The sequence below is a fragment of the Peribacillus sp. FSL R5-0717 genome, from assembly GCF_038002945.1.
Classification (GTDB): domain Bacteria; phylum Bacillota; class Bacilli; order Bacillales; family DSM-1321; genus Peribacillus; species Peribacillus frigoritolerans.
Genome location: NZ_JBBOOF010000001.1, coordinates 3,365,670 through 3,389,880, shown reverse-complemented (window position 1 = coordinate 3,389,880; position 24,211 = coordinate 3,365,670). Strand labels below are relative to the sequence as shown.

Sequence of the window (24,211 nt, the reverse complement as noted above, 5' to 3'; positions counted from 1 at the left end):
TAAAGTACTAACAAATAAGTTAGAATACAACTTTAAGCAAAGGCCTATATATTAATAGAGCCTTTTCTTGCCAGACCCATCACAACTCAAAGAAAGGATTAACCCATATATGAAGTTTGGTGCCCGCATTCTCAAAACAGGAATAGCAATTGTTTTAGCGCTTTACCTATCGGAACTGCTTAACCTTCCTGCTCCTGTCCTTTCTGGGATTGCTGCAATTTTTGCAATACAGCCGACCATTTACCGTTCATATCAAACGGTATTGGAGCAAATTCAAGGAAATATCATTGGCGCATTGGTTGCTGTCTCCTTCGTTTTGTTGTTCGGAAATGATATTTTTATAATCGGTCTTGCCGTAATGGTTGTCATAACCATCAATTTAAAACTGAAAATGGATAAAACGATTGTCCTTTCCATCGTGACGGTCATTGCCATCATGGAAAGCCAGGACGGGGAATTCCTTAATTTTGCCTTTATTCGTCTCTCATCCGTTTTGCTTGGAATCGTTTCTTCGTTTATCGTGAATCTTGTTTTCATTCCTCCAAAGTACGAAGCAAAGCTTTATACACGCATTACAGATGTAACGGAAGACATCTTGAAATGGATCAGAATCAGCACAAGACATGCTACAGAACACACTTTATTGAAAAAGGACATCAGCCGGTTGAAGGCGGAGTTACTCGATTTGGAACATATCTATTCCATGTACAAAGAGGAACGGGAATATTTCAAGAAGAACAGTGTTGCTAAAGCAAGAAAGCTTGTCGTTTATCGGCAAATGATCATAACGACGAAAAAAGCGTTTGAAACCTTGAAGAGAATCCATAAATTCGAGAATGAAGTATATCAAATGCCTGAAGATTTCCAACGGAGCATCTTACAGCAGCTTGATTCATTGATCCGCAAGCATGAGCAGTTGATATTACTGCATATCGAAAAAATCAAGTCAATCGAGGAGATTGAAGATTGGGACCAGGATTGTTTAAGTCGTAAAGAGCTGCTCGCCCATTTTTTCGAACAGCAGAATCAAGTGGACGAAATTCATGATAACCTAGGCCACCTCTCTGCCCGCCTTGTACCATTGATTTCTGCAGTCATAGAATATGACGAACAATTGGAACACCTTGAAAAGCTGATCGTCAGCTTCCAGTCGTTCCATAAGGAAGATAACGAAATATCTGTCCAGTACGAAGAAGATTAAAAAAGACGGTTCCCGGGAACCGTCTTTTTTTCGTCTCTATTTAGAGCATGCTCTCATTCAATCATCCAAAAGGTTCTTATCAGCAGCCTTTTCAATCGTATCCAATTTCTTCAAAAGATCCTGCAGCTCATCTTCCGAGAATGAATTGAAGTTCTTGCCCATCAATTTGTTATGATCCGCAAGGACTCTCCCCAAAATCGCTTCCCCAGCCTCTTTCAATTCAAGGTTGATGACCCTGCGATCCTTATCAGAGGGCTGCCGTTTCACATAATCCATTTCGACCAGCTTATCTACAAATACTGTAATCGCACTTGGCTTTACGGTTAAGAAGTCAGCCAGCTGGGTCGATTTAATCGACCCCTCTTTTTTCAATATCAATAAAATGAAAAACTGAGGCGATGTTAATCCATAAGGCTGAAGATTTTTTGCTACGATGGCCCTAAGCTTCTTCCTAATCCGAAAAATCTGCATCTCTATACTATTAGTTACTTCCCATTTAAATTCCAGCCTTCTCACTCCTTATATAGGACAATCCTACCTCTTAAATTTAATTAAATGGCATTCCAATGTCAACTTTACTTTCCATATATCCTTAAAACTAAAAAAAATTCAAATTTTTACTATTTCATTGTATTTATTTCCCACCATTTTTCCGAATAAATTACATGACAAAAAATAATTAAACTGGTAAACTCTTTACTTAATAATATTAATACTTATAAAAATTAATATTTATTAAAATTAATAAATAAACATTAGAATAGGAGGTTATTTCATTTCTAGCTAATGAACGTAAATAAAAAAAGGAACACATCATCAATATATTTTTGGAGGCGAAACAAGTGAATAGAGGACGTTTAGTTTTAATCAATGTCATTGGTTTGGTTATTATAATAGCGGCATTGGCCGGTGGGGCTTATTACTATTATGAAAGCACGAATTTCATTAAAACGGATGAAGCGAAAGTGTCAGGTGAGCTATATACCATCGTTGCCCCCGCTGCCGGTAAACTAGCAGATTGGGACTTACACGAAGGAGACAGTGTAAGTAAGGATGACAAAGTTGCCAATGTAACCACCTTAGACGGTAAAGAAGCGGTAAAAACCGCAGCACAAGGTACGATCGTTAAAACACAAGTGCATGATGAGCAGCTTGTTCAAGCAGGTCAAACGCTAGCTCAAACCATCAATATGGAAGATTTGTCCATAACGGCTAATATTGAAGAAAATAAATTGAAGGATATCGAAAAAGGTGACAGCGTCGATATTATCATCGATGGAGATCCCGATACGGTCTTCGAAGGTACATTGGAACAGATCGGTTATGCTACAACGTCTGTCTTTTCAGTGATGGGCAATCAAAACAGCAGCGGGAACTATACGAAAGTCACTCAAAAAGTACCAGTGAAAATTTCCATCAAAGCACCATCCGATAAAGTTCTGCCTGGAATGAACGCAGAAGTGAAAATTTCGACTAAATAAACCGGCTACACAGTTATACAGAAAGGAGGCTTTTCTTTACATGGCTTCTCAAACCATCACAGTAAATGAAAACAAGGGAATGAAACAGTTTGCCCCCATGTTAATTATCCTAATGCTAGGTTTGTTCATGGTCATTTTGAATCAAACCCTGCTTAGTGTCGCCATGCCTAGGATGATGGCAGAATTCAATGTAGCTGCGACTACGATTCAATGGTTATCAACTGGATTCATGCTCGTGAATGGAGCCTTGATCCCACTTTCCGCTTTTTTAATAGAACGGTTTGGCACGCGCATTTTATTCCTGGCTGCCATGTTTCTATTCACCGTCGGGACATTCATCTGCGGCATCGCACCAAATTTCCCCGTCATCCTTACAGGCCGGCTGATTCAGGCCGCTGGCGGCGGAATCCTGCAGCCTTTGGTCATGACGATCATTCTTTTCATCTTCCCTCCGGAAATGCGCGGGAAAGGGATGGGGATCTTTGGACTTGCCATTATGTTTGCCCCTGCAATCGGCCCGACTTTATCAGGTTGGGTTATTCAGGAATATAGCTGGCGGGTCATGTTCTACGCAATGGTGCCATTAGGCATGATCGTCATGACACTCGCCTTTTTAAGTATGCGTAATGTAGCGGAACCAAGGAAAATCAAATTGGATTTGCTGGGTGCCTCTCTATCCTTGCTAGGTGTTGCATCATTACTATACGGTGTCAGTGAAGCAGGTTCCAAAAGCTGGACGGATCCAATTGTTCTGGGAACGATCATCATTGGGCTGATCCTTTTGACGCTTTTTGTGGTTCAACAGCTAAAATCGGAAACACCTATGCTCGACTTCCGTGTATTTAAGTATGACATGTTCGTATTATCCAATATCATTTCTGCAATCGTCACAGTGGCCATGTTTACCGGGATATTCTTATTGCCTATATATTTGCAGACTTTAAGAGGCTTCACACCAGTTCAATCCGGCCTGTTGATGCTACCCGGAGCCCTTGTGATGATGGTTATGTCACCCATTTCAGGAGCATTATTTGACAAAATCGGACCTCGTCCATTAGCACTAATTGGGTTGGCGATCACTGCCGTCACAACCTTCGAATTCGCTAAATTGACTACGGAAACAACCTATTCGACTTTGGTCATCATCTATGCCATCCGCGCACTTGGAATGTCTTTACTGATGATGCCGATCATGACAGCTGGGATGAATCAGCTACCTAAGCATTTGAATACACATGGTACGGCAATGAGCAATACGCTGAAACAAGTGACCGGAGCCATTGGTACGAGCTTCGTGACGACCATTTATACAACCCGTGCTTCTTTCCATGGAACTGCTTTAGGAACGGAAATGAGTACGAGTGATCCTGGTTTTGTTCAGAATTTCCAGACTATAGTTCAATCCATCATGACTTCGATGAATCAAACTAGTGAACAGGCACAGGAAACTGCCATGTCGCTGATTTCTTCTCAAATCCAGGGTCAAGCAAATGTGATGGGAATCAATGATGCATTCTTTTGGGCAACAGGCTTCGCAATTGCAGGCATCGTTCTCTCACTATTTTTGCGCGACGTTCGGAAGGATAAAGCAATGAAACAAGCTAAACAAGAACCTTTGGATGTACCTTTGCTTCCTTCGCCAGTAAAAAAATCTGTTTAATTAAATGGAGGAATAAAATGAAGATCTATGTTGTTTACGACAGTGAAGGTAACCATACGAAAGCACTTGCCGAATCAATAGCTCAAGGAGCCGCTGCGGTTCCTGGGGCTGAGGTTCTCATTGACCATGTAAACGAGGCGGATGTTTATAAGCTCCAGGAAATGGATGCGATCATTTGGGGCTGTCCCGGTCATTTCGGAACCATCAGTTCGAGTTTGAAAACATGGATCGATAAACTTGGGTATCTATGGGCGGAAGGTGCGCTGATCAATAAAGTGGGTGCTGTGTTCTGTACCACGGCCACCGTACATGGCGGACTCGAGGCTACCATGCTGAACTTAATCACCCCTATGCTTCATCAAGGCATGATCATTGTCGGCTTGCCCGGCACTGTCCCGGAAAATGCCTTATATGGTTCCTACTATGGAGTAGGGATAAGCTGTCCGCCCGGTGTGGATGACAATATCACCAAAAATGACTTGAAGCTTGGAGAAGCATTAGGAAAACGGGTAGCCCATGTCACCCGTTCATTCATAAACGGGCTCTAGGAGGCTTGATTCAATGGGCATAATTCTAATTATCATCGTTGCCATATTAGCGGTTACGGGCTTGATCACATTCAATATCAAAGCCTTATCACCTGAAGGTAAGCCGCCTGCAGTCGAGGAAGAGAATTCGTCGGAAGAGTCCGCTTTCCCGACTGCAGTTGATTCCATTACCGAAATCATCTCCCCCACAGACAATGATGAATTGAAAATGAAAGATCAGGATTATCGTTTGGCTCTTTCCAAGCTTCATAAACAAAAACCAAATGATGAGCCAACTGCAGAAAAAAAGCCTGATATTCGCAAAATGAAAGACAAGGAATACCGTGGTACATTGGAGGACTTCCGACAGAATGGCGATTAAAACACCCCCCCCATTAGGCTAATTTGCCATTTGGGGGTTTTTGTTTTATATGCCATTGAATGGATCTTCTCCTATTCTGCGGCGACCTTCAACTTAGTGATCGACGTGCAGTCTTTAACTTTATTTTCTGGTTGACAAATATTCACAAAGACTTTAAGCTAAGGTAATGCAACGCATACAATTTGTTAAACTCAGCTTTTGTTGAGAGACGGAATTTTAAAAGGATTTCCTTTTTTCGTTCGTCACTTGCCTTTTTGGCAGGTGGCGATTTTTATTTTTATAGGGGTGAAAAATATGCAACTTTTGAAGTATTCCATAATGGTCTTAATCGGTTCGATTTCATATGGCACTTTATCCACCATGATGAAGTTTGGATTCATGGATGGCCATTCTTCTGGAGAACTGGTCGGCAGTCAATATCTTGTCGGTTGGCTGATTGTCTCCGTTATATTTCTCTTTTCGTTTAAATATAAAGTTTCATGGAAGAGTGCCGGATTACTTTTAATCACGGGCATGATGTCCACTTTCGTCGGAAAGGCATATGCCGTTTCCGTATCCGAGCTTCCCGCTTCGATTGCCGTTGTCTTTTTATTTCAATTTACCTGGATAGGCGTCCTTATTGAAAGCTTCTTAAATAAAAGACGCCCGGATAAAAATAAACTCATTGCCATTTTCGTTCTTTTCATCGGTACATTATTGGCAGGGGCAATCTTTGGTCAGCCTCTATCTGGCCTAAGCCTGAAAGGCGTATTGTTCGGACTATTGTCTGCATTGCTTTTTGCGCTGTATATGTACTGCAACTCTCAATTCGCTGTTGGGGAATCTTCCATGAAACGGCTGTTTTTCATTGCAACGGGTGGTATGCTGACTGCTGTATTCACGACTAATCCCGTCACACTTGTAACGAATCTTGTCCAAACGAACCTATGGTACTACGGTCTGCTGCTCGGCACATTGGGTGTTTTAGTTCCTTTCTTTTTCTTTGCTGTCAGTTTACCGAAAGTGGGGGTCGGGCTTGGAACGATTCTTTGTGCTGCGGAACTGCCTTCAGCGATGGTCGTTTCCGTCATCTTCTTGAATGAACAGGTTACGTCATTGCAATGGTTCGGGATGTGCTTGATCATCGTCGGCATCGCCTTGCCTGAGGGAATAAAGCATCTGCCGCATTTCCTTCCTGGAAAAAAAACGCTGCATGAAAAAAGGATTTCATAACGCTCATGCACAAGTTCGTATCAGAATAAAAAAGAAGGCCATTCCTTTAGCGGAATGGTCTTCTTTTTTATCTTGTATCCTTAAGAATCCAATTGTTGTACTTGAAATAGGTTGTAGTAATGCCCTTGCTTTTTCATAAGTTCTTCGTGTGTTCCCATTTCCGTAATTTCCCCATTATCGATATGAATGATCCGATCTGCATGGGTGATGGTTGATAACCGATGGGCGACGATGATCGTGGTCCGGTTTTTCGCCAAAATATCCAGCGCCTCCTGGATAAAGTGTTCACTTTCCAAATCCAATGCGGAGGTGGCTTCGTCGAGAACAAGGATTGGCGGGTTTTTCAAAAATACCCTCGCAATGGCCACCCGTTGCTTTTGGCCCCCGGATAATTTTACTCCCCGCTCCCCGACTTTCGTTTCATATCCTTCTTTTAGACCCATGATGAAGTCATGGGCATTCGCCGCCTTTGCCGCTTCAAATACTTCTTCATCACTTGCATCAGGTCGTCCCATAAGGATGTTGGCCTTAACCGATTCACTAAATAAGATATTATCCTGTAGAACCATTCCTATTTTATCTCTTAGGCTGCGGACTTGATATTTACGGATATCCGTCCCATCCAATAATACCCTTCCCTCCGTCACATCATAGAAACGGGAAATCAAACTGACGATCGAGGATTTCCCGCCGCCGCTCATACCGACAAGTGCAATGGTTTCCCCTGGTTTAACATCCAAGTTTATATGTTTCAAAACGGGTGCCTCTTTCTCGTCATAAGCAAACGATACATCCTGAAAGGTTATTCGGCCATCTACATGCTTCAGCTCTTTCGCCCCTGGTTCATCATCGATATCATACTTCTCATCCACAAACTCAAAAACCCTATCCATGGACGCCAATGTCTGGGTCATTGTCGTCGAAGAGTTAACTAAACGTCTGAGGGGATTATATAGCCGGTCAATGAAACCGACGAAAGCAACCATGGTACCCAGTGACAATTGTTCATGAATGACCTGATAACCGGCAAATCCTATCACGAGCAAGGGGGCAATATCCGTGATCGTATTCACGACAGCAAATGACTTGGCATTCCAGCTCGTATGCTTTAGGGCTTTATCGAGGAAATTCTTGTTCTGCTTTGCAAACAATTCCTGTTCCCTGTCTTCTATCGCAAAGCTTTTGATGACTGACATCCCTGAAACCCGTTCATGAAGGTGACTCTGTACATCCGCTAAGGCTTGGGACCGAATCCTTGTATACGTTCTCAGCTTGCCAAAGAAATGCTTAATCGAAAATACGTAAAATGGAAGCATGATGATGGATACAATGGTTAATTTCACATCCATCGTAAACATGATGACTATCACTATGATGATCGTTGCGATATCGAGCCAAAGGTTCATTAAACCCGTGATGACAAAGTTCTTCGTTTGTTCCACGTCCGTGATCATCCTTGAAATGACCTCGCCCACCCTTGTATTGGAATAATATTTAAAACTCAGTTTCTGTATATGGGTAAATAAATCATTACGAATATCATATAAGATTTTGGTTCCGGTCCATTGAGCGAAATATTGTCTGTAATACTCAATCGGCGGTCTAACTGCAACAAAAATGAATATCATGATGGCCATCGCCCATATAAGGCGTTCGGACTTCACGGCTTTGGACAGATCACCGTTTCCGATGATGTCATCCACTATATACTTACTGAGCAATGGAAGCAAAAGCGGAATCGCGAACTTTAGAAGTCCAATCAGTACCGTTCCGATTATCTGCCATTTATATGGTTTGACGAATTGCAAATATCTCTTAATGCTCCCCACGGAATTCCTCCTTTTCTTAATCAATAAATCCAAATGCTAAAAAAGCCCATAACGGTCATTTGGGAATCTTATATGCACTATTCAATTATATTTTCCTTTTCGGTAATTAACTATCAAAAGGATCACTTTCATAAACATTTGTAGGAGGTTTAATGGTTCCTGCGTATTGAAAGAGTGAATCAGATGTGTAGGTAAGATACACAATGAAAAAGCCTGCCAATTATGCAGCAGGCCTTTTCTATCATCGATAGGTTAAAAAGCGTTCATACCAACTATCAATAAACTCTGCGGAGAATGGTCCTTTTCGCTGGCGTATCATATAAATCAAATAGTCTACGTTCTGTTTCAATATTGAATCGATGGCATCCGGGTAATTCATTTCTTTCCGATGCCTTTCATATTCATCCTCATCCAGCAAATTAAACGTCATATCTGGGAATACTTTAATGTCCAGGTCATAATCAATGTATTTCAATGCTCCCGAATCGTATGTGAACGGCGAACTGATATTGCAATAATAATAAACCCCGTCCTCTCTCAACATACCAATAACATTAAACCAATACTTTGAATGAAAATAGCAAATCGCCGGCTCTCTCGTAATCCAGGTCCTTCCATCTGATTCCGTTACCATAGTACGGTCATTCGCTGCTATCACCAGATTTTGGGTCCCTTTTAAAACGGTTGTCTCTTCCCAGATACGATGGATATGTCCATTATGTTTATAGCTATGGATTTGGATTTTTCCTCCTTCGGCAGGAACAATCCCCATTTATCTCTCCCTACTTTCTATAGACACCCTGACAGCGTACTGTGCCCTATTCCGTTTGCAGTTGTTTTGTGTATTTAAAATATATACTTTTTTCCATTTACCCTATATTCCTATATTATAGCGATTTATTCATAAATTTAAAACAAAAGTGGCTAATCTCCCAGTGAAAATGTGTAAATAAGTCGAAAAAGTCTGACCATCCACCCATTTCATCTAAGAAATTAGCCGGTTATTTATCGTATGGCTGCCTGTCCTTGCTGAAAATAACGGATTACTTCTTCCGTTTGCTTTTCGAACATTTCATGGATACTTTTCAATTCCTGCTTTTTAAGTTGAATCTCTTCCTGAATGGTGACCGCTTCACTCTCCTCTTCAAGAGCAAGGAGTTGCTTCTCTATATCTTGGCATCTTTCGATTTCGGATTGTAAAAGTAAAAGCTTATCCATCGTTTTCAACTGGTTGTTTATAAGCCGGTTAAATTCCTCCATGAATGCACCTTCCTAATCTGTATTTTTTCTATAGTATGTATATTCTATTTTTATCAGCTTTCTCCTTTGACATAAAATGTAAACACGACGAAACATTTGTCGAATCCAATGGAAAGCAAAAAAAAAGCACCCTTCATAAGAAGGATGCTTTTCATCGGCAATTAGCCTTGGTTTTTATTGCTTTGAGATCTTTGGTTTTGTTGTTTCACTTCTTGAACGTTAGTTTCAGAAGCAAACTCTGTACCGAATTGGCCTTGTGCTTGACCTTGGCCTTTTCTTTGCTGAGATTGCGCGTTTTGTTGTCTTACTTCTTGAACGTTAGTTTCAGAAGCAAATTCTGTACCGAATTGGCCTTGGCCTTGCTGAGATTGCGCGTTTTGTTGTCTTACTTGTTGAACGTCAGTACCTGCTTGTGATTTATTCATGTTGTTTTTAGCCATTGATATCACCTCCACGATAATAAGATAACCATTATCCCGGAGTGCTATCCCACAAAAATCATTTAAATTTTTCCAGTTACATTAAACAAGCAATGAAATGCCTCCATCAACTATTACGGTTTGTCCACGAATCATCCTGGCTCCATCGGAAATTAAAAACATGATGGTATTCACCATATCTTCCACCTCGACCATCCGTCCAGCGGGAGTCTGTTTTGCCGCCTCAGCAAGCATTTCATCCCGATTCGGGAAAGACTTCAGGGCATCCGTATCGATCACACCGCCTGAAACGGCATTGACACAAATATTTTTAGCAGCCAATTCGACCGCTAAATATCTTGTCAGGGCTTCAAGCGCAGCTTTGGAAACTCCAACAGCTGTATAATTTTTCAAATAGCGAATGGATCCTAGTGAACTGATGCTGACGATTTTCCCCCCGCCGTTCCTCTCCATTAGTTTCGCCGCTTCCTGTGCGCAGAAAAGGAGGGCTTTTGTATTGATGTCCATGGTCCAGTTCCAATGGGATTCCTCCAGCTCCATCAATGGACGCTGGACACCAGAGGCCGCATTATTGATGAAAATATCCAAACGTCCGTAATAAGCATCGATTTCCTCGAACATGCCTTTCACTTTCGCAACATCACCGACATTTGCCTTGACTACAAGGGCTTTTCGCCCCAACGCTTCAATTTCGGCTGCCACTTCTAATGCTTTCGACTTGCTCCGGGCATAATTAATAACGAGGTCGTAACCCTCCTCCGCAAGCCTTATTGCCGTGCTTCTGCCTAAACCTTTACTGCTACCTGTAACGAGTGCCACTTTTTGTTCCATTCGTTTATTCATCCTTTCTGAGTAAACACCGAGTAATAAAAATCATTTTTTAAGGAGTGTTACTGTTATGTATGTTGGACGTGATATGACTGAGTTGTCGATGATGAAAAAATCGGATTGGGAAAATAGTGAACTTGCCTATTTTCATCACTCCCTTCAACAAATGGTACCTTATTTAAACCAAGAAGGACAGAGTATCCATAGCGAAATCGTCAAAGAAATTGAAAATAGAGGCGGACTTAACAGGCAAGAAGCCGATTATACTCATGGAACGAAAACCAGTTACGAATGATTTTATACGGATATTGCTTTGAAAATCAACAAAAGGAAGAGGATATCTTATCGGATATCCTCTTTTATTCATATATCACGATTTCATTCGCTTATTCAATGCACTCCTTTTTCTTTATACGCCTTCATCATTTTTTGGTGGGAGACCGGAAATGCCAACTGCTCCATCTCTGCTTCACTCACCCACTTAAGTTGCTGTTCTTTTAGCGTCTCTTCACCGATGTCCTCTTTGACCACTCCGATATACGTGTCCATTTTCCAAACGAGATGTGAGAAAACATGTTCAATTCTCACAAGTGATTCATTGATTTCCGGTTTGACTCCATACATTTCCTTAAAACGACTCTCGAAGAATCCCCGCTTATGCAAGAGGGGTGTATGGTTTTCGAAATTCGGAAATTCCCAAAGATTAGCTAGCAATCCTTCTGACGCTCGCTTGTGAATTAAAAATTCACCTTTTTCATTCGTTAAAACGGCGGCTACAATTGGTACATCCCTTGTTTTTTTCTTTTGGATTTTTACCGGCAATTCCGACTGAACCCCTGCTTCAAATGCTAGACAATGACTTTGAACGGGGCATAATAGGCAGGCAGGCTTACCAGGTGTGCAGATTAATGCTCCAAGTTCCATCAAGGCTTGATTGAAGGCAGAGGTATGTTCATGATTGATCAGCTTCCTGACTGCAGCTTCGAATGTTTTTCTTGTCTTTGGCTTTGCTATGTCTTCATATATCATTAATATCCTTGATAAAACACGCATGACGTTTCCATCAACCGCTGGCTCCGGCTTGCCGTATGCGATACTTAGAATCGCACCGGCAGTATATGGGCCGACACCTTTCAATTTGGAGATTTCCTCGGGATCATCCGGTACAATCCCATTGTAGGATGCCTTCACTTCCTGAACGGCACTATGCAGATTCCTTACACGCGAGTAATATCCCAGCCCTTCCCAAGCTTTCAGGACCTTCTCTTCATCTGCATTGGCAAAGTCCTCGAGTGTCGGGAACCATTCGATGAACCGGTTGAAAAAAGGAATCACCGTATCCACTCTCGTTTGCTGCAGCATTATTTCAGAAACCCAAACGCGGTAAGGGTCCTTATTTTCCCTCCATGGCAATTCTCTTTGTTCTTCGAGAAACCAGGAAACCAAATCTTTTTGAAATTCATCGATTTTTATTTTTTCTATTGTCGGGATCGTTATTTCTTTCACATCAGTTCCTCCAAAGATGTTACACTCTAATCAAAATTGGGAATACCTATAGTAGGCCATTCTTTTTTTAATATCATGTTCATATCCATTTATTTGTAACGGGTCACTTGAAATAAATCAAAATTATATTCATTTGATGGTTAATATATAAATACGGTATGATAAAAGAAGACCATTTTTTTCAAATTGTGGCAGGGAGGTTAGTTTTTTGGATACAGGTACTCACTTTGTCATGGGAATTGCTCTTGGAGGTCTTGCCACATTAGATCCCGTCATTGCGCAGAGCCCAGTTACTGCAAGTGCAGTCATAGCAGGTACGATATTGGGATCACAAGCTCCGGACATTGACACCGTTTTAAAATTAAGGAATAACGCTGTATATATACGTAACCACCGTGGAATCACGCATTCCATTCCCGCTGTTTTACTTTGGCCCTTGATTATCAGCGGAGCAATTTTCGCCATCATACCTGAAGCACATTACCTTCATCTTTGGCTTTGGACCTTTTTAGCCGTATTCCTTCACGTATTCGTGGATATATTCAATGCTTATGGGACCCAGGCTCTTAGGCCGATTTCGTCAAAATGGGTAGCTTTAGGGGTCATCAATACATTCGATCCATTCATTTTTGGAATACATGTTGCAGGCCTGATATTATGGGGCTTCGGATTTCCTCCAGGCTATTTATTTCTTTCCATTTACGGGATACTCGTCATTTATTACATTTCCAGGTTCAGGGAACAAGCTTTTATAAAAAGAGTGGTCAAACAGCAAATTCCTGGAGCAAGGAAAATTCTTTTATCACCGACGATGCGTTTTCACCGCTGGAAAATTGCGGTGATTACCGAAAAGAATTATTATGTGGCACGAGCCGATAATGGATATGTGAAGATTCTTGATACGTTCGATCGGGTGCCATTGCCTGAAAGTGAAATTCTCGAAGCCGCCAAGAAGGATATCAACTTGGCAGCCTTTCTGTCCTTTTCTCCGGTTTACCGATTCGAAATCGAACAGATAAAAGAATATTACGAAGTCCGTTTTATCGATCTAAGATATCGCAGCAATGGATATTACCCGTTTGTGGCAGTGGTCCATTTAGACAGCGAATTAAATATCTTGAATTCTTATACCGGCTGGATCTTTAGTGAAGCGAAGCTGCAGAAGAAATTGAATATTATTTTATAGTATATTGAAAAAGAGCTGATTCCAGGGAACTCCTCTGGAATCAGCTTTTTTAATGCAGTCGATTCTGCTGATTTAATAACTGCTGATATTTAGGGTTCTTTGCAATGAATTCGTGGAATTGCTCACCGTAGTTATCAATCCAGGTCCTTACAACGCGCGATGTCATTTCTTCACCGGCATATTCATGCCCAGCCTTTGCATAGGTCGCTTCGAAATCTTCCCATAATAATTCCACCCAAGTCAAAGCTTGCTCATACGTGATGTGTTCATTTTTCTCAAGCAGTATCTTGGTTAATCTTTCATGGTAATCATTCATTAGAACCACCTCATTGCCAATATTTTTACAGAATGAACTATACTGTCCCATACCCATACTAGTTGTAAGCGGAAACGCTTCTTTCTTAATCTGATGCTTGGAGGAGAAAAAATTTGCGAAATAAACAAAAAGGATTCCCCAACCAAAACAATAACAAATTCCAAGGCGAGCCTCGTGCAAAGGCAAGATATGCTTCAAAGCGTGCAGATGGAAGTATTAATACACACCCTCAAGAAAGAATGAAAGCTTCAAACGAGCGATCGAATTAAAAGGTACATCAGAAGGAACCGGGTACTTCCCCGGTTCCTTTTTATTTCAGCATTGAAATCGGGAGTGCTTCTTCCTTACCGCTACCGCCCAAGCGGTAACCCCAAGCGAATACGCCGTTCATATAATCAATTTTGAAATAGACACCGGGATCTCCGTCAATTTGATATATTTCACCTTTTTTGAAATCATCAGGATTTAACAAATAGGCCTTGGCCATCGTCACTTTTCGTTCCAATACTGAATATTCATTAACCATTCCCAATTGCTCTGCTTTTCTCGCTTTTTCAGTCAACGCTGCGATTTCCTGTTGCAGTTCATAGGCAGACAGCTTGCTGTATCTTACGTCGCTCATATATATGACTCCTCAAATGAAATAATTAATTTACTTCTATATTAAACAAAATTTTGTGATTTGGCTATTGATGCACTTAATCACCATCAGGATTGGAAAGATAACGCTCAATCAATTCTATTGGAAAACCTTTTCGGTATAATGCCTGCTTCATTTTTTGTTCATATTCAAAGCCTTCATGGTTTTTATATCGGCGTTGCATTTTTTCGGCATGGTGGCAAAGGGAATCCCATTGTTCATCCTCATCCTTTTCCACCGTCACATCTTCAAGTGCTTCATGGATGATATCTCTTGGGAAACCTTTCCGTAACAAGGTTTGTTCAACCTTCAGCCTTAAGGCTCGTTCGGAAATGTTTTTTTCCTTTTTGACCGCTTTTCCAGCCAGATTCCTTGCATGTTCAATTTGAATGTCATAAGGGTATTCCTTCAATGCCTCGACAATCAACTTATCTTGCACCCCTTTTTCCTTAAGCTCAAGCTTAAGGGTAGTGGGCCCTTTATTCCCTCCATTCACATGGGTCCGCACGTAAGCCTTGGAAAATTCAAGGTCGTCTAAATAGTTAAAACTGTATAGTTTATGTATCGCTTCCTTAATGATCGGCTCTTCCGTTTCCTTCTTTTTTAAATAAAGGCGAATTTCCGATTCCGAGCGCATCCGGTATGATAAATAATTAAGTGCATCGGTAAATGCTTTTTGGATTTCATCATGGAATTGTATTTCGGCCAAAAGCAGGTCATCAAGTTCCATACCCTTTTTCAACTGAAATTTCAATAGCACTTCTTCGTCTACACTGAAGGCATATTTTTCGTCAACGAAGATGTTATAACGATCTTTACGTTTCTTTTGGGTTGTTATTTTTGTTATGTTTGGCATAAATCCACCCCCCACACCTACTTTACCCCTTTACGTTTACCATTTCTATATATAGCATGCCAAAAAATGAAAAAAGAACATGGGCATGTTAAAGTGAAGGAAAGACAGGGAAAGGAAGTGGTTTTCATGAAAATAGCCATTGCTGGAGGAAGCGGTTTTGTCGGCACAGCCCTAATTGATGAATTATCAAAAGAAAATCATGATATATATATTTTGACCCGTCATCCCGAAAAATTTAAGAAACAGACTAATTTGACATATATCGGCTGGTTGACCGAGGAGGCAACGCCGGAAATGCACTTGGAGGGGCTCGATGTGTTCATTAACCTTGCTGGTGAATCTCTGAACAGCGGCCGTTGGACACCTGAACGAAAGCGCCGGATTGTTGAAAGCAGGATCGAGGCTTCCAAAGAGATGAACCGGATCATTTCCATACTGCCCTCCAAAGTGTCCGTCATCATTAATGCAAGTGCAATCGGATATTATGGTATTTCGGATGATGAGACCTTTACCGAAACCTCTGAATCCATTGGTGATGATTTCTTGGCCCGTACTGTTCAACTATGGGAAAAGGAAGCGGCTAAATCACGCTCTTACAGTAAAAGGTTAATCTTAACAAGATTCGGGGTGATTCTTGGAGAAAAAGACGGAGCACTGCCAATGATGGCCTTCCCCTATAAACTATTTGGCGGAGGAAAGATTGGCAAAGGGAATCAGTGGCTTTCCTGGATTCATATCCATGACGCGGTCCGTGCAATCATCTTTAGCATGAATGATGCTAGGATAGAAGGTCCAGTCAATTTTACGGCACCGAATCCCGTCCAGATGGATACATTCGGAAAAACGATAGGAACTGTCCTGCACCGGCCCCATTGGTTAACTGTCCCCCCTTTCTTCCTCAAGAAATTGTTGGGGGAAATGAGCATCCTTGTACTTGAAGGGCAAAATGTCCTTCCCACTAAACTTAAAGAAGAAGGATTCACCTTCTCCTTTCCAACCCTTAAAGAAGCCTTACAAAATATCTTAAAAGAAGATTCCCACGTATGAAAGGGTCATTTTAGGAAAAAATAGGGATATTAAGTGAATGGAGATGATCTAATTGCTCAAAAAACACGATAAAGAAAAAAGTAACTTAACTAGTACACAAGCGATTCTTTATGCTCGCGAATTTAAAAAAGCAGATCGAGCTGGTGGATATACCGAGAAGAAATCCCGTCGTTAGGTTTGGAGTTTTTTCCCTTACATTTTGAACAGCCACTCAACACAAAATAAGCTGGAGATGATTAGTGAAATTCATCTCCAGCTTATTTTATATTCCAGGGGGCGATAACATGGGACGAAATAACATACACCATAATCGAGATAAGAACAAACAGAAACTTCCTCAGGTTCCCAAAAACCTGAAAAGTGACGGACTTGACGTTGAATATTCTTCCGAACTGGCTGACCAGGAAGATATCGAGGCACAAGCCCGTGCAAATGCGGCTGACCGCCGTGCTCATAATCGCCGATAAGCAGAATAAACCAATCCAAGGGGCTGAAAGTTAGCCCCTTGGTCCTCCTTATTTACATAGCTTATCCACAACCCTGTGTATATTGTGGATATATTCTGAAAATACTGACAAAAAATAAGTCCATTAACTCACCTTATCAACATGAAAATAATGTTATTTCTGGATAACCCTGTGGATTATGTGGATAAAGGAGAGGTTGGGCTAACCACGCTACATTTTCGTTGTGGATAACTATTCTCTCTCCTTCATTTGTTCCACAAGGTTATTATTTATTAAATAATTTATCCAAATCTTTTTACAGCAATTCTAAACCCTATCTTGGTATTTCATCGGCTGCTGACCCCGGCATTTAAAGAAGGTTCCCCAAACCTTTGCCATCAACATTTTCTTCCAACTGTTTACGAAGCAAGAACTTTTGTATCTTCCCACTTGCGTTCCGAGGCAGCTCATTACAGAAGATATATCTCCTTGGACGTTTATAGTTCGCCAAACTATTACTGTTCTTACACCAAGTTTCTAAATCGCTTTCGGCAAGCATTGGGTCTTTGGCTACGATGAATGCCGTTACCGTTTCCCCCCATTGATCATCTGGCTGACCAAGTACCGCACAGTCGAGAACTCCTTGATGCTCATATAGTGTATCTTCCACTTCACGCGGATAAATATTTTCCCCTCCAGAAATAATCATGTCGTCCACACGGTCCTTGACCCACAGATATCCATCTTCATCTAGGAAACCGATGTCACCGGAATGGTACCAGCCTTTGTAAAGCGCCTTTTCGGTCTCTCTATCTTTTTGAAAGTAACCCTGCATGATACACGGACCCTTTACAAGGATTTCCCCTGTTTCCCCAGGTTCCAGCATATCCTCGGGATCTGATGGCCCTTCGTCATTCGGACGGGCAATGATGATTTCATGTTCGGAACATGCCTTGCCGGCAGAACCCGCTTTCCTAATTTGATCTTCCTCCAATAGGAGAGTTATGGCCGGCCCCATTTCAGTCATTCCATAGGCCTGGATGAACTGGATGCCGAGTTTCTCCTGACAGGCACGTACAAGGGATGGAGCCATCGGGGCTGCTCCATAAAGCCCTAACTTCAAGCTCTGGAATTTATACTCCTCCAATTTTTCCTGAATGAGCATGTTCCACATCGTAGGTGCAGCAAAAAACTTCGTGACCCCCTCGGATTCAATCAGTTCCATGACCTTTTTGGGATGAAACTGATGTAATATGACATTAGCTGCACCGACCTGTACACGAGGTAAAAAAGAGCAGTGCAATTCAGCACAATGAAACATCGGTGCTGTAATCAAACCGATATCAGAGCGTTCATACTTCATGGCCTCTATTAAAATCTCGGCTTGTTTGACCATGTCTTCATGAAGGTGAATGACCCCTTTGGGACGTCCGGTAGTTCCGCTCGTATACATGATGGCATAAATGTCATCTTCGTGAACTTCGACTTCATCTGGCTTTGAGGAGATACTGGCCAATTTTTGGCGGTAACCTTTGGCATACCCAGGCACATCCTCATCAATATACCAGAAGGCCGTTTCCGGAAATCGCTTTTCAACCGCGGCGACGTTCGTTTCCAATTCGCGTTCGAATAGAACGACCTTTGGAGCAGCGTCATTCAAAATGAAGGCCAACTCTTCCGGCATTAAACGGAAGTTGATCGGATTGAAGATTGCACCGATTTTTGCACAGGCAAAGAACGCTGTTGCAAGCTCTTCATTGTTGTAAAGGTACGTAGATACCCTGTCACCTTTTCGCACCCCTTCCGCTTGAAGGGCCGCCGCCAACCTATTCACCTGTTCATTCCATTGGATGTACGTATAGCGGATATTTCTTCTCACGTCGTAGATAGCTTCTTTAATGGGGAATTTCTGAACCGTCTGATCAAAGATATTTTTAATCGTTACTGACAAATCATTCTCCTCCTCAAGTAACCACCATCAACAGGAAGAATTCAGCAAAGCCTGCCGATGGTCGACTTCATCCCTTTTTCAGCTTTTACTTTCGTGCGAATTACGAATATTCATAAATGGATAGTCCATCTTCAGTCCATTCTTTCAATGATGGTGGCATTCGCCATGCCGTGGCCTTCACACATTGTTTGCAGCCCATAACGGCCGCCCGTCCTTTCTAATTCATGGATCATGGACACCATCAAACGGGCCCCGCTGCCGCCAAGAGGATGCCCCAATGCAATTGCCCCGCCATTTGGATTCAGCTTCTTTGGGTCTGCCCCCGTTTCTTTTAGCCATGCAATCGGTACAGGAGCGAAAGCCTCGTTCACTTCAAAGATATCGATATCATCAATTGTAAGACCCGCTTTTTCCAAAGCTTTTTGGGTGGCGGGAATCGGTCCCGTTAGCATCAGGGTGGGATCCGACCCGACAACAACCCGTGTATGCACTTTAAAGCGCGGTTTCAATCCAAGTTCTTCTGCTTTACTGCGTTCCATCAATAATAAAGCGGCAGCACCGTCACTGATCTGACTAGAATTCCCTGCATGGATTAAACCTCCTTCTTGAAATACCGGTTTCAATCCAGCCAGCACTTCAAGCGTAGTTCCGCCCCTTGGGCCTTGATCTTCCGTAACTTCGATTTGATTTCCTTCTTTATCAGTACCCATTACTGATATCATTTCACGGTTAAAATGTCCTTCTTTTTGAGCAAGTATTGCCTTGGCATGACTTTCAACGGAAAACCGATCACAATCTTCACGTGTTATTCCCCACTTGTCTGCGATTCTTTCAGCTGATAAACCTTGGTTGATCACCTCGTAAAGGTCCATATACTTTGGGCTTATTACAGCACCTTGAAGATTTGACCCCATGGGAACTCGTGACATGTTTTCCACTCCACCTGCCACTACCACATCCATATCCCCCGACAGGATGGCCTGGGAAGCAAAATGGACTGCCTGCTGACTTGATCCGCATTGACGGTCAATCGTCGTTCCCGGCACTTCAATCGGAAATCCGGCTATCAGTGCGGCAACCCTTGCTATATCACCGGCCTGTTCGCCCGACTGTGAAACACAACCTAAAATGACATCATCGACAATAGCAGGATCGATGCCCGCCTTTTCAATCAGCTTCTTCAATACTTCCCCTGCCAGATCATCAGGGCGAACGTCTTTCAAGACACCGTTCCTTCTGCCTACCGGCGTGCGAATTCCTTCAACGATAACCACTTCCCGCATATACTCTCTTCCCTTCTCATCTTTACTATAGGCCCAGATTCTTAGCGATGATTTTCTTCATGATTTCATTTGTGCCGGCATAGATGCTTGCTACCGGAACATCCCGATACCTTCTGGCAATTTTGTATTCCTCCATATATCCATAGCCGCCATGGAGCTGCATGCATTCAATGGATATTTTTCTGGCAGTCTCCGTCAAACGCCATTTCGCCATCGAAACTTCCGTTACAACCTGTTCACCAGCCATATGTTTGGTGATCAATTGATCTAGGAAAGCACGCCCCATTTTTATCTCCGTAGCCATTTCCGCGATTTTGAATTGAGTATTTTGAAACTGACTTACAGACTTTCCGAACGCTTCCCTGCCCTTCACATACTCAATCGTATCGGCCAGCATATCCTCAGACGCGGTTTGAGCACAAATTGCCACCACAAGGCGTTCCTGCTGCAGTTTTTCCATTAAATAAATAAACCCCTTGCCTTCTTCACCAAGCAGGTTTTCCTTTGGAACACGGCAATCCTCGAAGATGAGTTCTGCTGTATCCTGACTGTGCAAGCCAAGTTTCCTCAGTTTTCTCCCCCTGGAAAATCCGGGTGTATCCCTTTCGACCACGACTAAGCTAACGCCTTTATGTTTCGGAACGGCACTGGGATCCGTTTTACAGGCAACAATGATCAAATCCGAATGAATGCCATTTGTGATGAATGTCTTTTGACCATTTAATATGTAATGATCTCCATCCAAAATGGCAGTCGTTTTAATATTGGCCAAATCCGAACCTGTACCAGGCTCTGTCATGGCAATGGCTGTAATGATTTCCCCTGTCGTACATTTTCGAAGCCAGCGCTGTTTCTGCGACTCATTTCCGTAGGCGGAAATATACGGTACGGTGATATCACTGTGAAGTCCGAAACCAATGAACCCAGAACCAACCCTTTCCAATTCTTCATTAATGATAACGGCAAAGCCCCAATCTACCCCGGAACCCCCATAATCTTCTTCAAGGTCCGGACATAAAAAACCCTGTTCCCCCATTTTCACCCAAAAAGACCGGGGAATGATCCTCTCTTCTTCCCAACGTTCATAGTGGGGAACTGCTTCTTTCTCTAAAAACTTTCGGAAGGACATACGGAAAATTTCATGTTCTTCACTTAGGTACGGATGCTTCATCTGTTTTATCTCCTCTCCATTCCTTTGTCGGAGGCTCTTTTTCTAGATTTACAATGGTTTGATTGACAACTTACCTTGGTGACATTCTAATGGCCCCATCCAGTCTGATTGTTTCCCCATTCAGCATTGGATTCGTTATGATGCTTTCCGTTAGTTTAGCGTACTCTTCTGGATACCCGAGCCTTGATGGGAATGGCACGGTTTTCCCTAATGACGTCCTGGCTTCTTCAGGTAATGAATCGAACATCGGTGTATGGAATAGACCCGGTGCAATCGATACGACACGTATCCCTTTGATGGCAAGCTCCCTTGCGATTGGCAGAGTCATACCGACAATCCCTCCCTTGGAGGCACTATATGCGGCTTGTCCGATTTGTCCTTCAAAGGCAGCGACCGAAGCTGTATTGATGATGACTCCACGCTCCCCCTCTTGATTCGGTTCATTTTCGACCATTTTTTCAGCCGCAAGCCGGATTACGTTAAATGTACCGATCAAATTGATTTGCACGACTTTTGAGAACGCTTTCAATTCATGGATGCCTTTCCTGCCTATGACCTTCTCTGCAATGGCAATGCCTGCACAGTTGATGACAGTATTGATGCTACCGAATTTTTTTAATCCTTCATCCAATGCTACAGATACGCTATCTTCACTAGTTACATCCGTTTTAATAAACAGGACCGAATCGCCCAACTCCTGAGCCATTTTAGCGCCATTTTCTTCCGAGAGGTCGAATATGACCGCTTTTCCACCTTTTTTAATGATGTTTCTTACTGTCGCCGCTCCCAGACCTGAAGCCCCGCCTGTCACAACTGCAATGGTTTCTTGAATTTCCAAATTCTCACCCCATCTGTTTCTAGAATATATATTCATCTTTCACTATCATCAAAACCTATTTTCAAGATTAATTTCACAGCTTGCCTGTTTTATCGTTCATTTTCAACTCATGAAGGGTTTCGGTAAAGCCTTTGATTACCTGTTCAAAATCCTGCTTCAACCCATCCAGCTCTTTAATTCGTTCATTAAGTTCGTTTAACTTCTGTCCTGCAGTTTCAATCGTTTTTTCCAATTGCTTAATGCCTGTCCTATCCTTATCGAATAAAAGGACTATATCCTTTATTTCCACTAAAGAAAAACCATACTTCTTACCGCGCATTATGATTTTGAGCTGTGCATATTCTTTCTTTCCATAAACTCTTTTTCCCGTTTCGGTACGCATTGGCCTAAGCATACCCAGTTCCTCATAATAACGGAGGGTCCTTGTCGTCAATTCGAATTCTTTTGCTAACTCAGAAATGGTGTACATGTTAAAACCACACTTTGCAAAGGGATTATTTACCTTTATTCTAACATTAACGTTAACGTAAACTTCAATGAAATATTCACAAAATTTATAATATATGAATCTGCATGGAAGATTTATATTGATATACTATGGGTATATTCTTTTTATAGAAGGGAATGATCGATCAATGCTATGTTCAAAAATATTAGTTGCTTATGATGAATCTGAGTTGGCACTTAAGTCTTTAGAAAAAGCGATTGAATTAGCAAAGCTGGATCCCGCTATCGAAATCCAGGTGCTTCACGCTGTTACACTGCCAATCAAGCCAAATATATATGGCAGTGCTTTTCAGGAAATTGAAGAATCCATGCTTAAGTATGGCAAGGAAGTGATTAAAAAAGCGGAAGCCCTTTTATCCGAAATCCCGAATGCATCCCAAACATTTGTCGTAGAAGGTTCAGCCATCACGACTTTATTGGAACATGCAAAATCCGAGAATTGTGACCTTATTATCATGGGCAGCCGCGGATTGAGCGGCTTCAAGGAATTCCTGGGCAGCGTGAGCCACTATATCGTTCAACATTCTCCAGTTCCTGTCTTGTTGGTCAAATGAAATTTACGGCAGATATGGCCAGCCCCTTCATAGGCTGGGTTCCCCTTTGGAATCCAGTTTATTTATGCGTGCATGAACTCCAAACTTATCATGTTTTACAAACACTTCCGTTTACGGGTAAAATGAAACTAATTTCAAACGAGGATAACAGGTGACGCAATGGATATTAAACATTTGCAATACTTTATAGAGGTTGCCAATTTCAATAGCTTCACTCGGGCTGCCGATCATTTATTCATTACACAGCCGACCATCAGCAAGATGATTAAAAACCTAGAAACCGAGCTAGGTGTTGAGCTTTTTGATCGTTCACGTAAGCAACTGATCTTGACCGATGCAGGCAGGGTTGTCTTAGACCAGGCAAAATTGATCGATAAGGCCTTTCACAATTTAGAAACGGAAATGGACAATTTATTAGGTTTAAAAAAGGGACATATACGCATCGGGCTGCCGCCGATCATCGACGCTTCTTTCTTCCCCCGAATTCTTAGCCGTTTTCACCAGGACTATCCCAATATCACCTTTCAATTAGTAGAGGATGGTTCAAAGAAAATAGAAGAATCCGTCCAAAATGATTTAATCGATATAGGCGTAATAGTCCTGCCAACCAACAACGCCCTTTTTCACCATTTTGCTTTTTTGGAAGAAGACATCAACTTGATAGTTCATCCCTCCCATCCCCATGCTTGTGGGGAAGAAATTGATTTGGCCGACTTGGAAAATGAATCTTTCATCTTATTTAATAAAGATTACGTCCTTCGAGATCTCATCGTTTCATCCTGTAATGAAGCTGGTTTTACTCCACATATCGTAACTGAAAGCTCACGCTGGGATTTTATTGAGGAAATGGTTTACTGTAAACTTGGCGTTGCTCTGTTACCGGAAAGCTTATGCCGTCATGATGAACGCGTAAAGACAATCAAGGTTAGAAACCCCTCCATTAGCTGGAATTTAGGATTTATATGGAGTAAGGACCATTACCTTTCATACGCTGCAAAAGAATGGCTGAAATATACTAGGGAAGCATTGTCCCATAAGTAGTGGATTATCCAGCATGATTGGTGAAAGCACTATCATAGATTTGGGTTAT

Annotated in this window: 29 protein-coding genes; 14 read left to right on the top strand and 15 right to left on the bottom strand. The window is 42.0% G+C overall.

All coding sequences use genetic code 11. From position 1 onward, the window contains the following. Positions 1 to 109 precede the first annotated feature (109 nt). Positions 110 to 1,201 carry an FUSC family protein gene (locus NYE65_RS16360; protein ID WP_340861257.1) on the top strand — a complete coding sequence of 364 codons (1,092 nt, stop codon included), beginning with the start codon at positions 110 to 112 and terminating at the stop codon, positions 1,199 to 1,201. Between the two features lie 57 nt (positions 1,202 to 1,258). Here the strand turns inward: NYE65_RS16360 and NYE65_RS16355 are convergent, their stop codons facing one another. Then, on the bottom strand, positions 1,259 to 1,717 hold the full coding sequence (locus NYE65_RS16355) for a MarR family winged helix-turn-helix transcriptional regulator (protein WP_082196714.1): 459 nt from the start codon (positions 1,715 to 1,717) through the stop codon (positions 1,259 to 1,261). Between the two features lie 326 nt (positions 1,718 to 2,043). On the opposite strand from NYE65_RS16355, the gene NYE65_RS16350 reads away from it, so the two are divergent. From NYE65_RS16350 to NYE65_RS16330, 5 genes are all read left to right on the top strand, one after another. Next, positions 2,044 to 2,682, top strand: coding sequence for an HlyD family efflux transporter periplasmic adaptor subunit (locus NYE65_RS16350; protein WP_057278723.1), 639 nt, complete (start codon positions 2,044 to 2,046; stop codon positions 2,680 to 2,682). Positions 2,683 to 2,737: 55 nt separating this feature from the next. Then, positions 2,738 to 4,342, top strand: a complete 1,605-nt coding sequence (locus tag NYE65_RS16345) for a DHA2 family efflux MFS transporter permease subunit (protein WP_371748515.1) — start codon at positions 2,738 to 2,740, stop codon at positions 4,340 to 4,342. Between the two features lie 17 nt (positions 4,343 to 4,359). Next, the gene (locus NYE65_RS16340; protein WP_034305357.1) at positions 4,360 to 4,890 is read left to right on the top strand and encodes an NAD(P)H-dependent oxidoreductase; all 531 of its coding nucleotides are present in this window, start codon (positions 4,360 to 4,362) and stop codon (positions 4,888 to 4,890) included. Between the two features lie 13 nt (positions 4,891 to 4,903). Further along, positions 4,904 to 5,251: a hypothetical protein gene (locus NYE65_RS16335; RefSeq protein WP_328176562.1), complete on the top strand. Its 348-nt coding sequence runs from the start codon at positions 4,904 to 4,906 to the stop codon at positions 5,249 to 5,251. 294 nt (positions 5,252 to 5,545) lie between these two features. Next, on the top strand, positions 5,546 to 6,463 hold the full coding sequence (locus NYE65_RS16330) for an EamA family transporter (protein WP_048678324.1): 918 nt from the start codon (positions 5,546 to 5,548) through the stop codon (positions 6,461 to 6,463). A gap of 80 nt (positions 6,464 to 6,543) precedes the next feature. On the opposite strand, the gene NYE65_RS16325 is transcribed toward NYE65_RS16330, so the two are convergent. The 5 genes from NYE65_RS16325 to fabL all read right to left on the bottom strand — a co-directional run bounded on the left by NYE65_RS16325 (position 6,544) and on the right by fabL (position 10,823). Then, complete coding sequence (locus NYE65_RS16325; protein WP_328176563.1) at positions 6,544 to 8,292, bottom strand: ABC transporter ATP-binding protein; 1,749 nt, start codon at positions 8,290 to 8,292, stop codon at positions 6,544 to 6,546. Between the two features lie 241 nt (positions 8,293 to 8,533). Beyond that, positions 8,534 to 9,064: a nucleoside tri-diphosphate phosphatase gene (ntdP, locus tag NYE65_RS16320; RefSeq protein WP_048685440.1), complete on the bottom strand. Its 531-nt coding sequence runs from the start codon at positions 9,062 to 9,064 to the stop codon at positions 8,534 to 8,536. Positions 9,065 to 9,297: 233 nt separating this feature from the next. Then, positions 9,298 to 9,552, bottom strand: coding sequence for a YgaB family protein (locus tag NYE65_RS16315; RefSeq protein ID WP_048685443.1), 255 nt, complete (start codon positions 9,550 to 9,552; stop codon positions 9,298 to 9,300). A 161-nt stretch (positions 9,553 to 9,713) separates the two neighbouring features. Beyond that, entirely contained in the window at positions 9,714 to 9,992 is a 279-nt protein-coding gene (locus NYE65_RS16310) for a gamma-type small acid-soluble spore protein (RefSeq protein ID WP_063592108.1), read from the bottom strand. Positions 9,993 to 10,073: 81 nt separating this feature from the next. Further along, positions 10,074 to 10,823 (bottom strand): enoyl-[acyl-carrier-protein] reductase FabL, encoded by a 750-nt coding sequence (gene fabL / locus NYE65_RS16305; protein WP_340861256.1) that lies wholly within the window; start codon positions 10,821 to 10,823, stop codon positions 10,074 to 10,076. A gap of 67 nt (positions 10,824 to 10,890) precedes the next feature. Between fabL and NYE65_RS16300 the strand changes: the two genes are divergently transcribed. Then, a complete protein-coding gene (locus NYE65_RS16300; RefSeq protein ID WP_034305377.1) occupies positions 10,891 to 11,115 on the top strand; it encodes a hypothetical protein in 225 nt (74 codons plus the stop codon). A gap of 95 nt (positions 11,116 to 11,210) precedes the next feature. On the opposite strand, the gene mutY is transcribed toward NYE65_RS16300, so the two are convergent. Next, positions 11,211 to 12,326 (bottom strand): A/G-specific adenine glycosylase, encoded by a 1,116-nt coding sequence (gene mutY, locus NYE65_RS16295; protein ID WP_340861255.1) that lies wholly within the window; start codon positions 12,324 to 12,326, stop codon positions 11,211 to 11,213. 208 nt (positions 12,327 to 12,534) lie between these two features. Between mutY and NYE65_RS16290 the strand changes: the two genes are divergently transcribed. Then, on the top strand, positions 12,535 to 13,512 hold the full coding sequence (locus tag NYE65_RS16290) for a metal-dependent hydrolase (protein ID WP_340861254.1): 978 nt from the start codon (positions 12,535 to 12,537) through the stop codon (positions 13,510 to 13,512). A 49-nt stretch (positions 13,513 to 13,561) separates the two neighbouring features. On the opposite strand, the gene NYE65_RS16285 is transcribed toward NYE65_RS16290, so the two are convergent. Next, on the bottom strand, positions 13,562 to 13,828 hold the full coding sequence (locus NYE65_RS16285) for a YfhJ family protein (protein ID WP_034305384.1): 267 nt from the start codon (positions 13,826 to 13,828) through the stop codon (positions 13,562 to 13,564). Between the two features lie 113 nt (positions 13,829 to 13,941). On the opposite strand from NYE65_RS16285, the gene NYE65_RS16280 reads away from it, so the two are divergent. Next, positions 13,942 to 14,097 carry a small, acid-soluble spore protein K gene (locus tag NYE65_RS16280; RefSeq protein ID WP_034305387.1) on the top strand — a complete coding sequence of 52 codons (156 nt, stop codon included), beginning with the start codon at positions 13,942 to 13,944 and terminating at the stop codon, positions 14,095 to 14,097. Between the two features lie 41 nt (positions 14,098 to 14,138). On the opposite strand, the gene NYE65_RS16275 is transcribed toward NYE65_RS16280, so the two are convergent. Continuing rightward, positions 14,139 to 14,450: a YfhH family protein gene (locus NYE65_RS16275; protein ID WP_034305394.1), complete on the bottom strand. Its 312-nt coding sequence runs from the start codon at positions 14,448 to 14,450 to the stop codon at positions 14,139 to 14,141. Positions 14,451 to 14,526: 76 nt separating this feature from the next. Further along, the gene (gene recX / locus NYE65_RS16270; RefSeq protein WP_323602302.1) at positions 14,527 to 15,324 is read right to left on the bottom strand and encodes a recombination regulator RecX; all 798 of its coding nucleotides are present in this window, start codon (positions 15,322 to 15,324) and stop codon (positions 14,527 to 14,529) included. 126 nt (positions 15,325 to 15,450) lie between these two features. On the opposite strand from recX, the gene NYE65_RS16265 reads away from it, so the two are divergent. From NYE65_RS16265 to NYE65_RS16255, 3 genes are all read left to right on the top strand, one after another. After that, a complete protein-coding gene (locus tag NYE65_RS16265) occupies positions 15,451 to 16,371 on the top strand; it encodes a TIGR01777 family oxidoreductase (RefSeq protein ID WP_057278744.1) in 921 nt (306 codons plus the stop codon). A 52-nt stretch (positions 16,372 to 16,423) separates the two neighbouring features. Continuing rightward, complete coding sequence (locus NYE65_RS16260) at positions 16,424 to 16,546, top strand: YfhE family protein (protein WP_081088510.1); 123 nt, start codon at positions 16,424 to 16,426, stop codon at positions 16,544 to 16,546. Positions 16,547 to 16,655: 109 nt separating this feature from the next. Beyond that, complete coding sequence (locus tag NYE65_RS16255) at positions 16,656 to 16,838, top strand: YfhD family protein (RefSeq protein WP_034306455.1); 183 nt, start codon at positions 16,656 to 16,658, stop codon at positions 16,836 to 16,838. 349 nt (positions 16,839 to 17,187) lie between these two features. Here NYE65_RS16255 and NYE65_RS16250 read toward each other — a convergent pair whose 3' ends face one another. The 5 genes from NYE65_RS16250 to NYE65_RS16230 form a co-directional block, all read right to left on the bottom strand. Then, entirely contained in the window at positions 17,188 to 18,768 is a 1,581-nt protein-coding gene (locus NYE65_RS16250) for a fatty acid--CoA ligase (protein WP_340861253.1), read from the bottom strand. 131 nt (positions 18,769 to 18,899) lie between these two features. Next, on the bottom strand, positions 18,900 to 20,051 hold the full coding sequence (locus NYE65_RS16245; protein ID WP_340861252.1) for a thiolase family protein: 1,152 nt from the start codon (positions 20,049 to 20,051) through the stop codon (positions 18,900 to 18,902). A 25-nt stretch (positions 20,052 to 20,076) separates the two neighbouring features. Then, entirely contained in the window at positions 20,077 to 21,222 is a 1,146-nt protein-coding gene (locus NYE65_RS16240; protein ID WP_328176570.1) for an acyl-CoA dehydrogenase family protein, read from the bottom strand. A 70-nt stretch (positions 21,223 to 21,292) separates the two neighbouring features. Continuing rightward, complete coding sequence (locus NYE65_RS16235) at positions 21,293 to 22,060, bottom strand: 3-hydroxyacyl-CoA dehydrogenase (protein ID WP_340861251.1); 768 nt, start codon at positions 22,058 to 22,060, stop codon at positions 21,293 to 21,295. Between the two features lie 73 nt (positions 22,061 to 22,133). Then, on the bottom strand, positions 22,134 to 22,529 hold the full coding sequence (locus tag NYE65_RS16230; RefSeq protein ID WP_328176572.1) for a MerR family transcriptional regulator: 396 nt from the start codon (positions 22,527 to 22,529) through the stop codon (positions 22,134 to 22,136). Between the two features lie 118 nt (positions 22,530 to 22,647). Here NYE65_RS16230 and NYE65_RS16225 point away from each other — a divergent pair, with 118 nt between their 5' ends. Both NYE65_RS16225 and cidR read left to right on the top strand, forming a co-directional pair. Continuing rightward, positions 22,648 to 23,121, top strand: a complete 474-nt coding sequence (locus NYE65_RS16225; RefSeq protein ID WP_328134204.1) for a universal stress protein — start codon at positions 22,648 to 22,650, stop codon at positions 23,119 to 23,121. Between the two features lie 159 nt (positions 23,122 to 23,280). Beyond that, positions 23,281 to 24,162: a cidABC operon transcriptional activator CidR gene (gene cidR / locus NYE65_RS16220; RefSeq protein WP_328176573.1), complete on the top strand. Its 882-nt coding sequence runs from the start codon at positions 23,281 to 23,283 to the stop codon at positions 24,160 to 24,162. Positions 24,163 to 24,211: the final 49 nt, after the last annotated feature.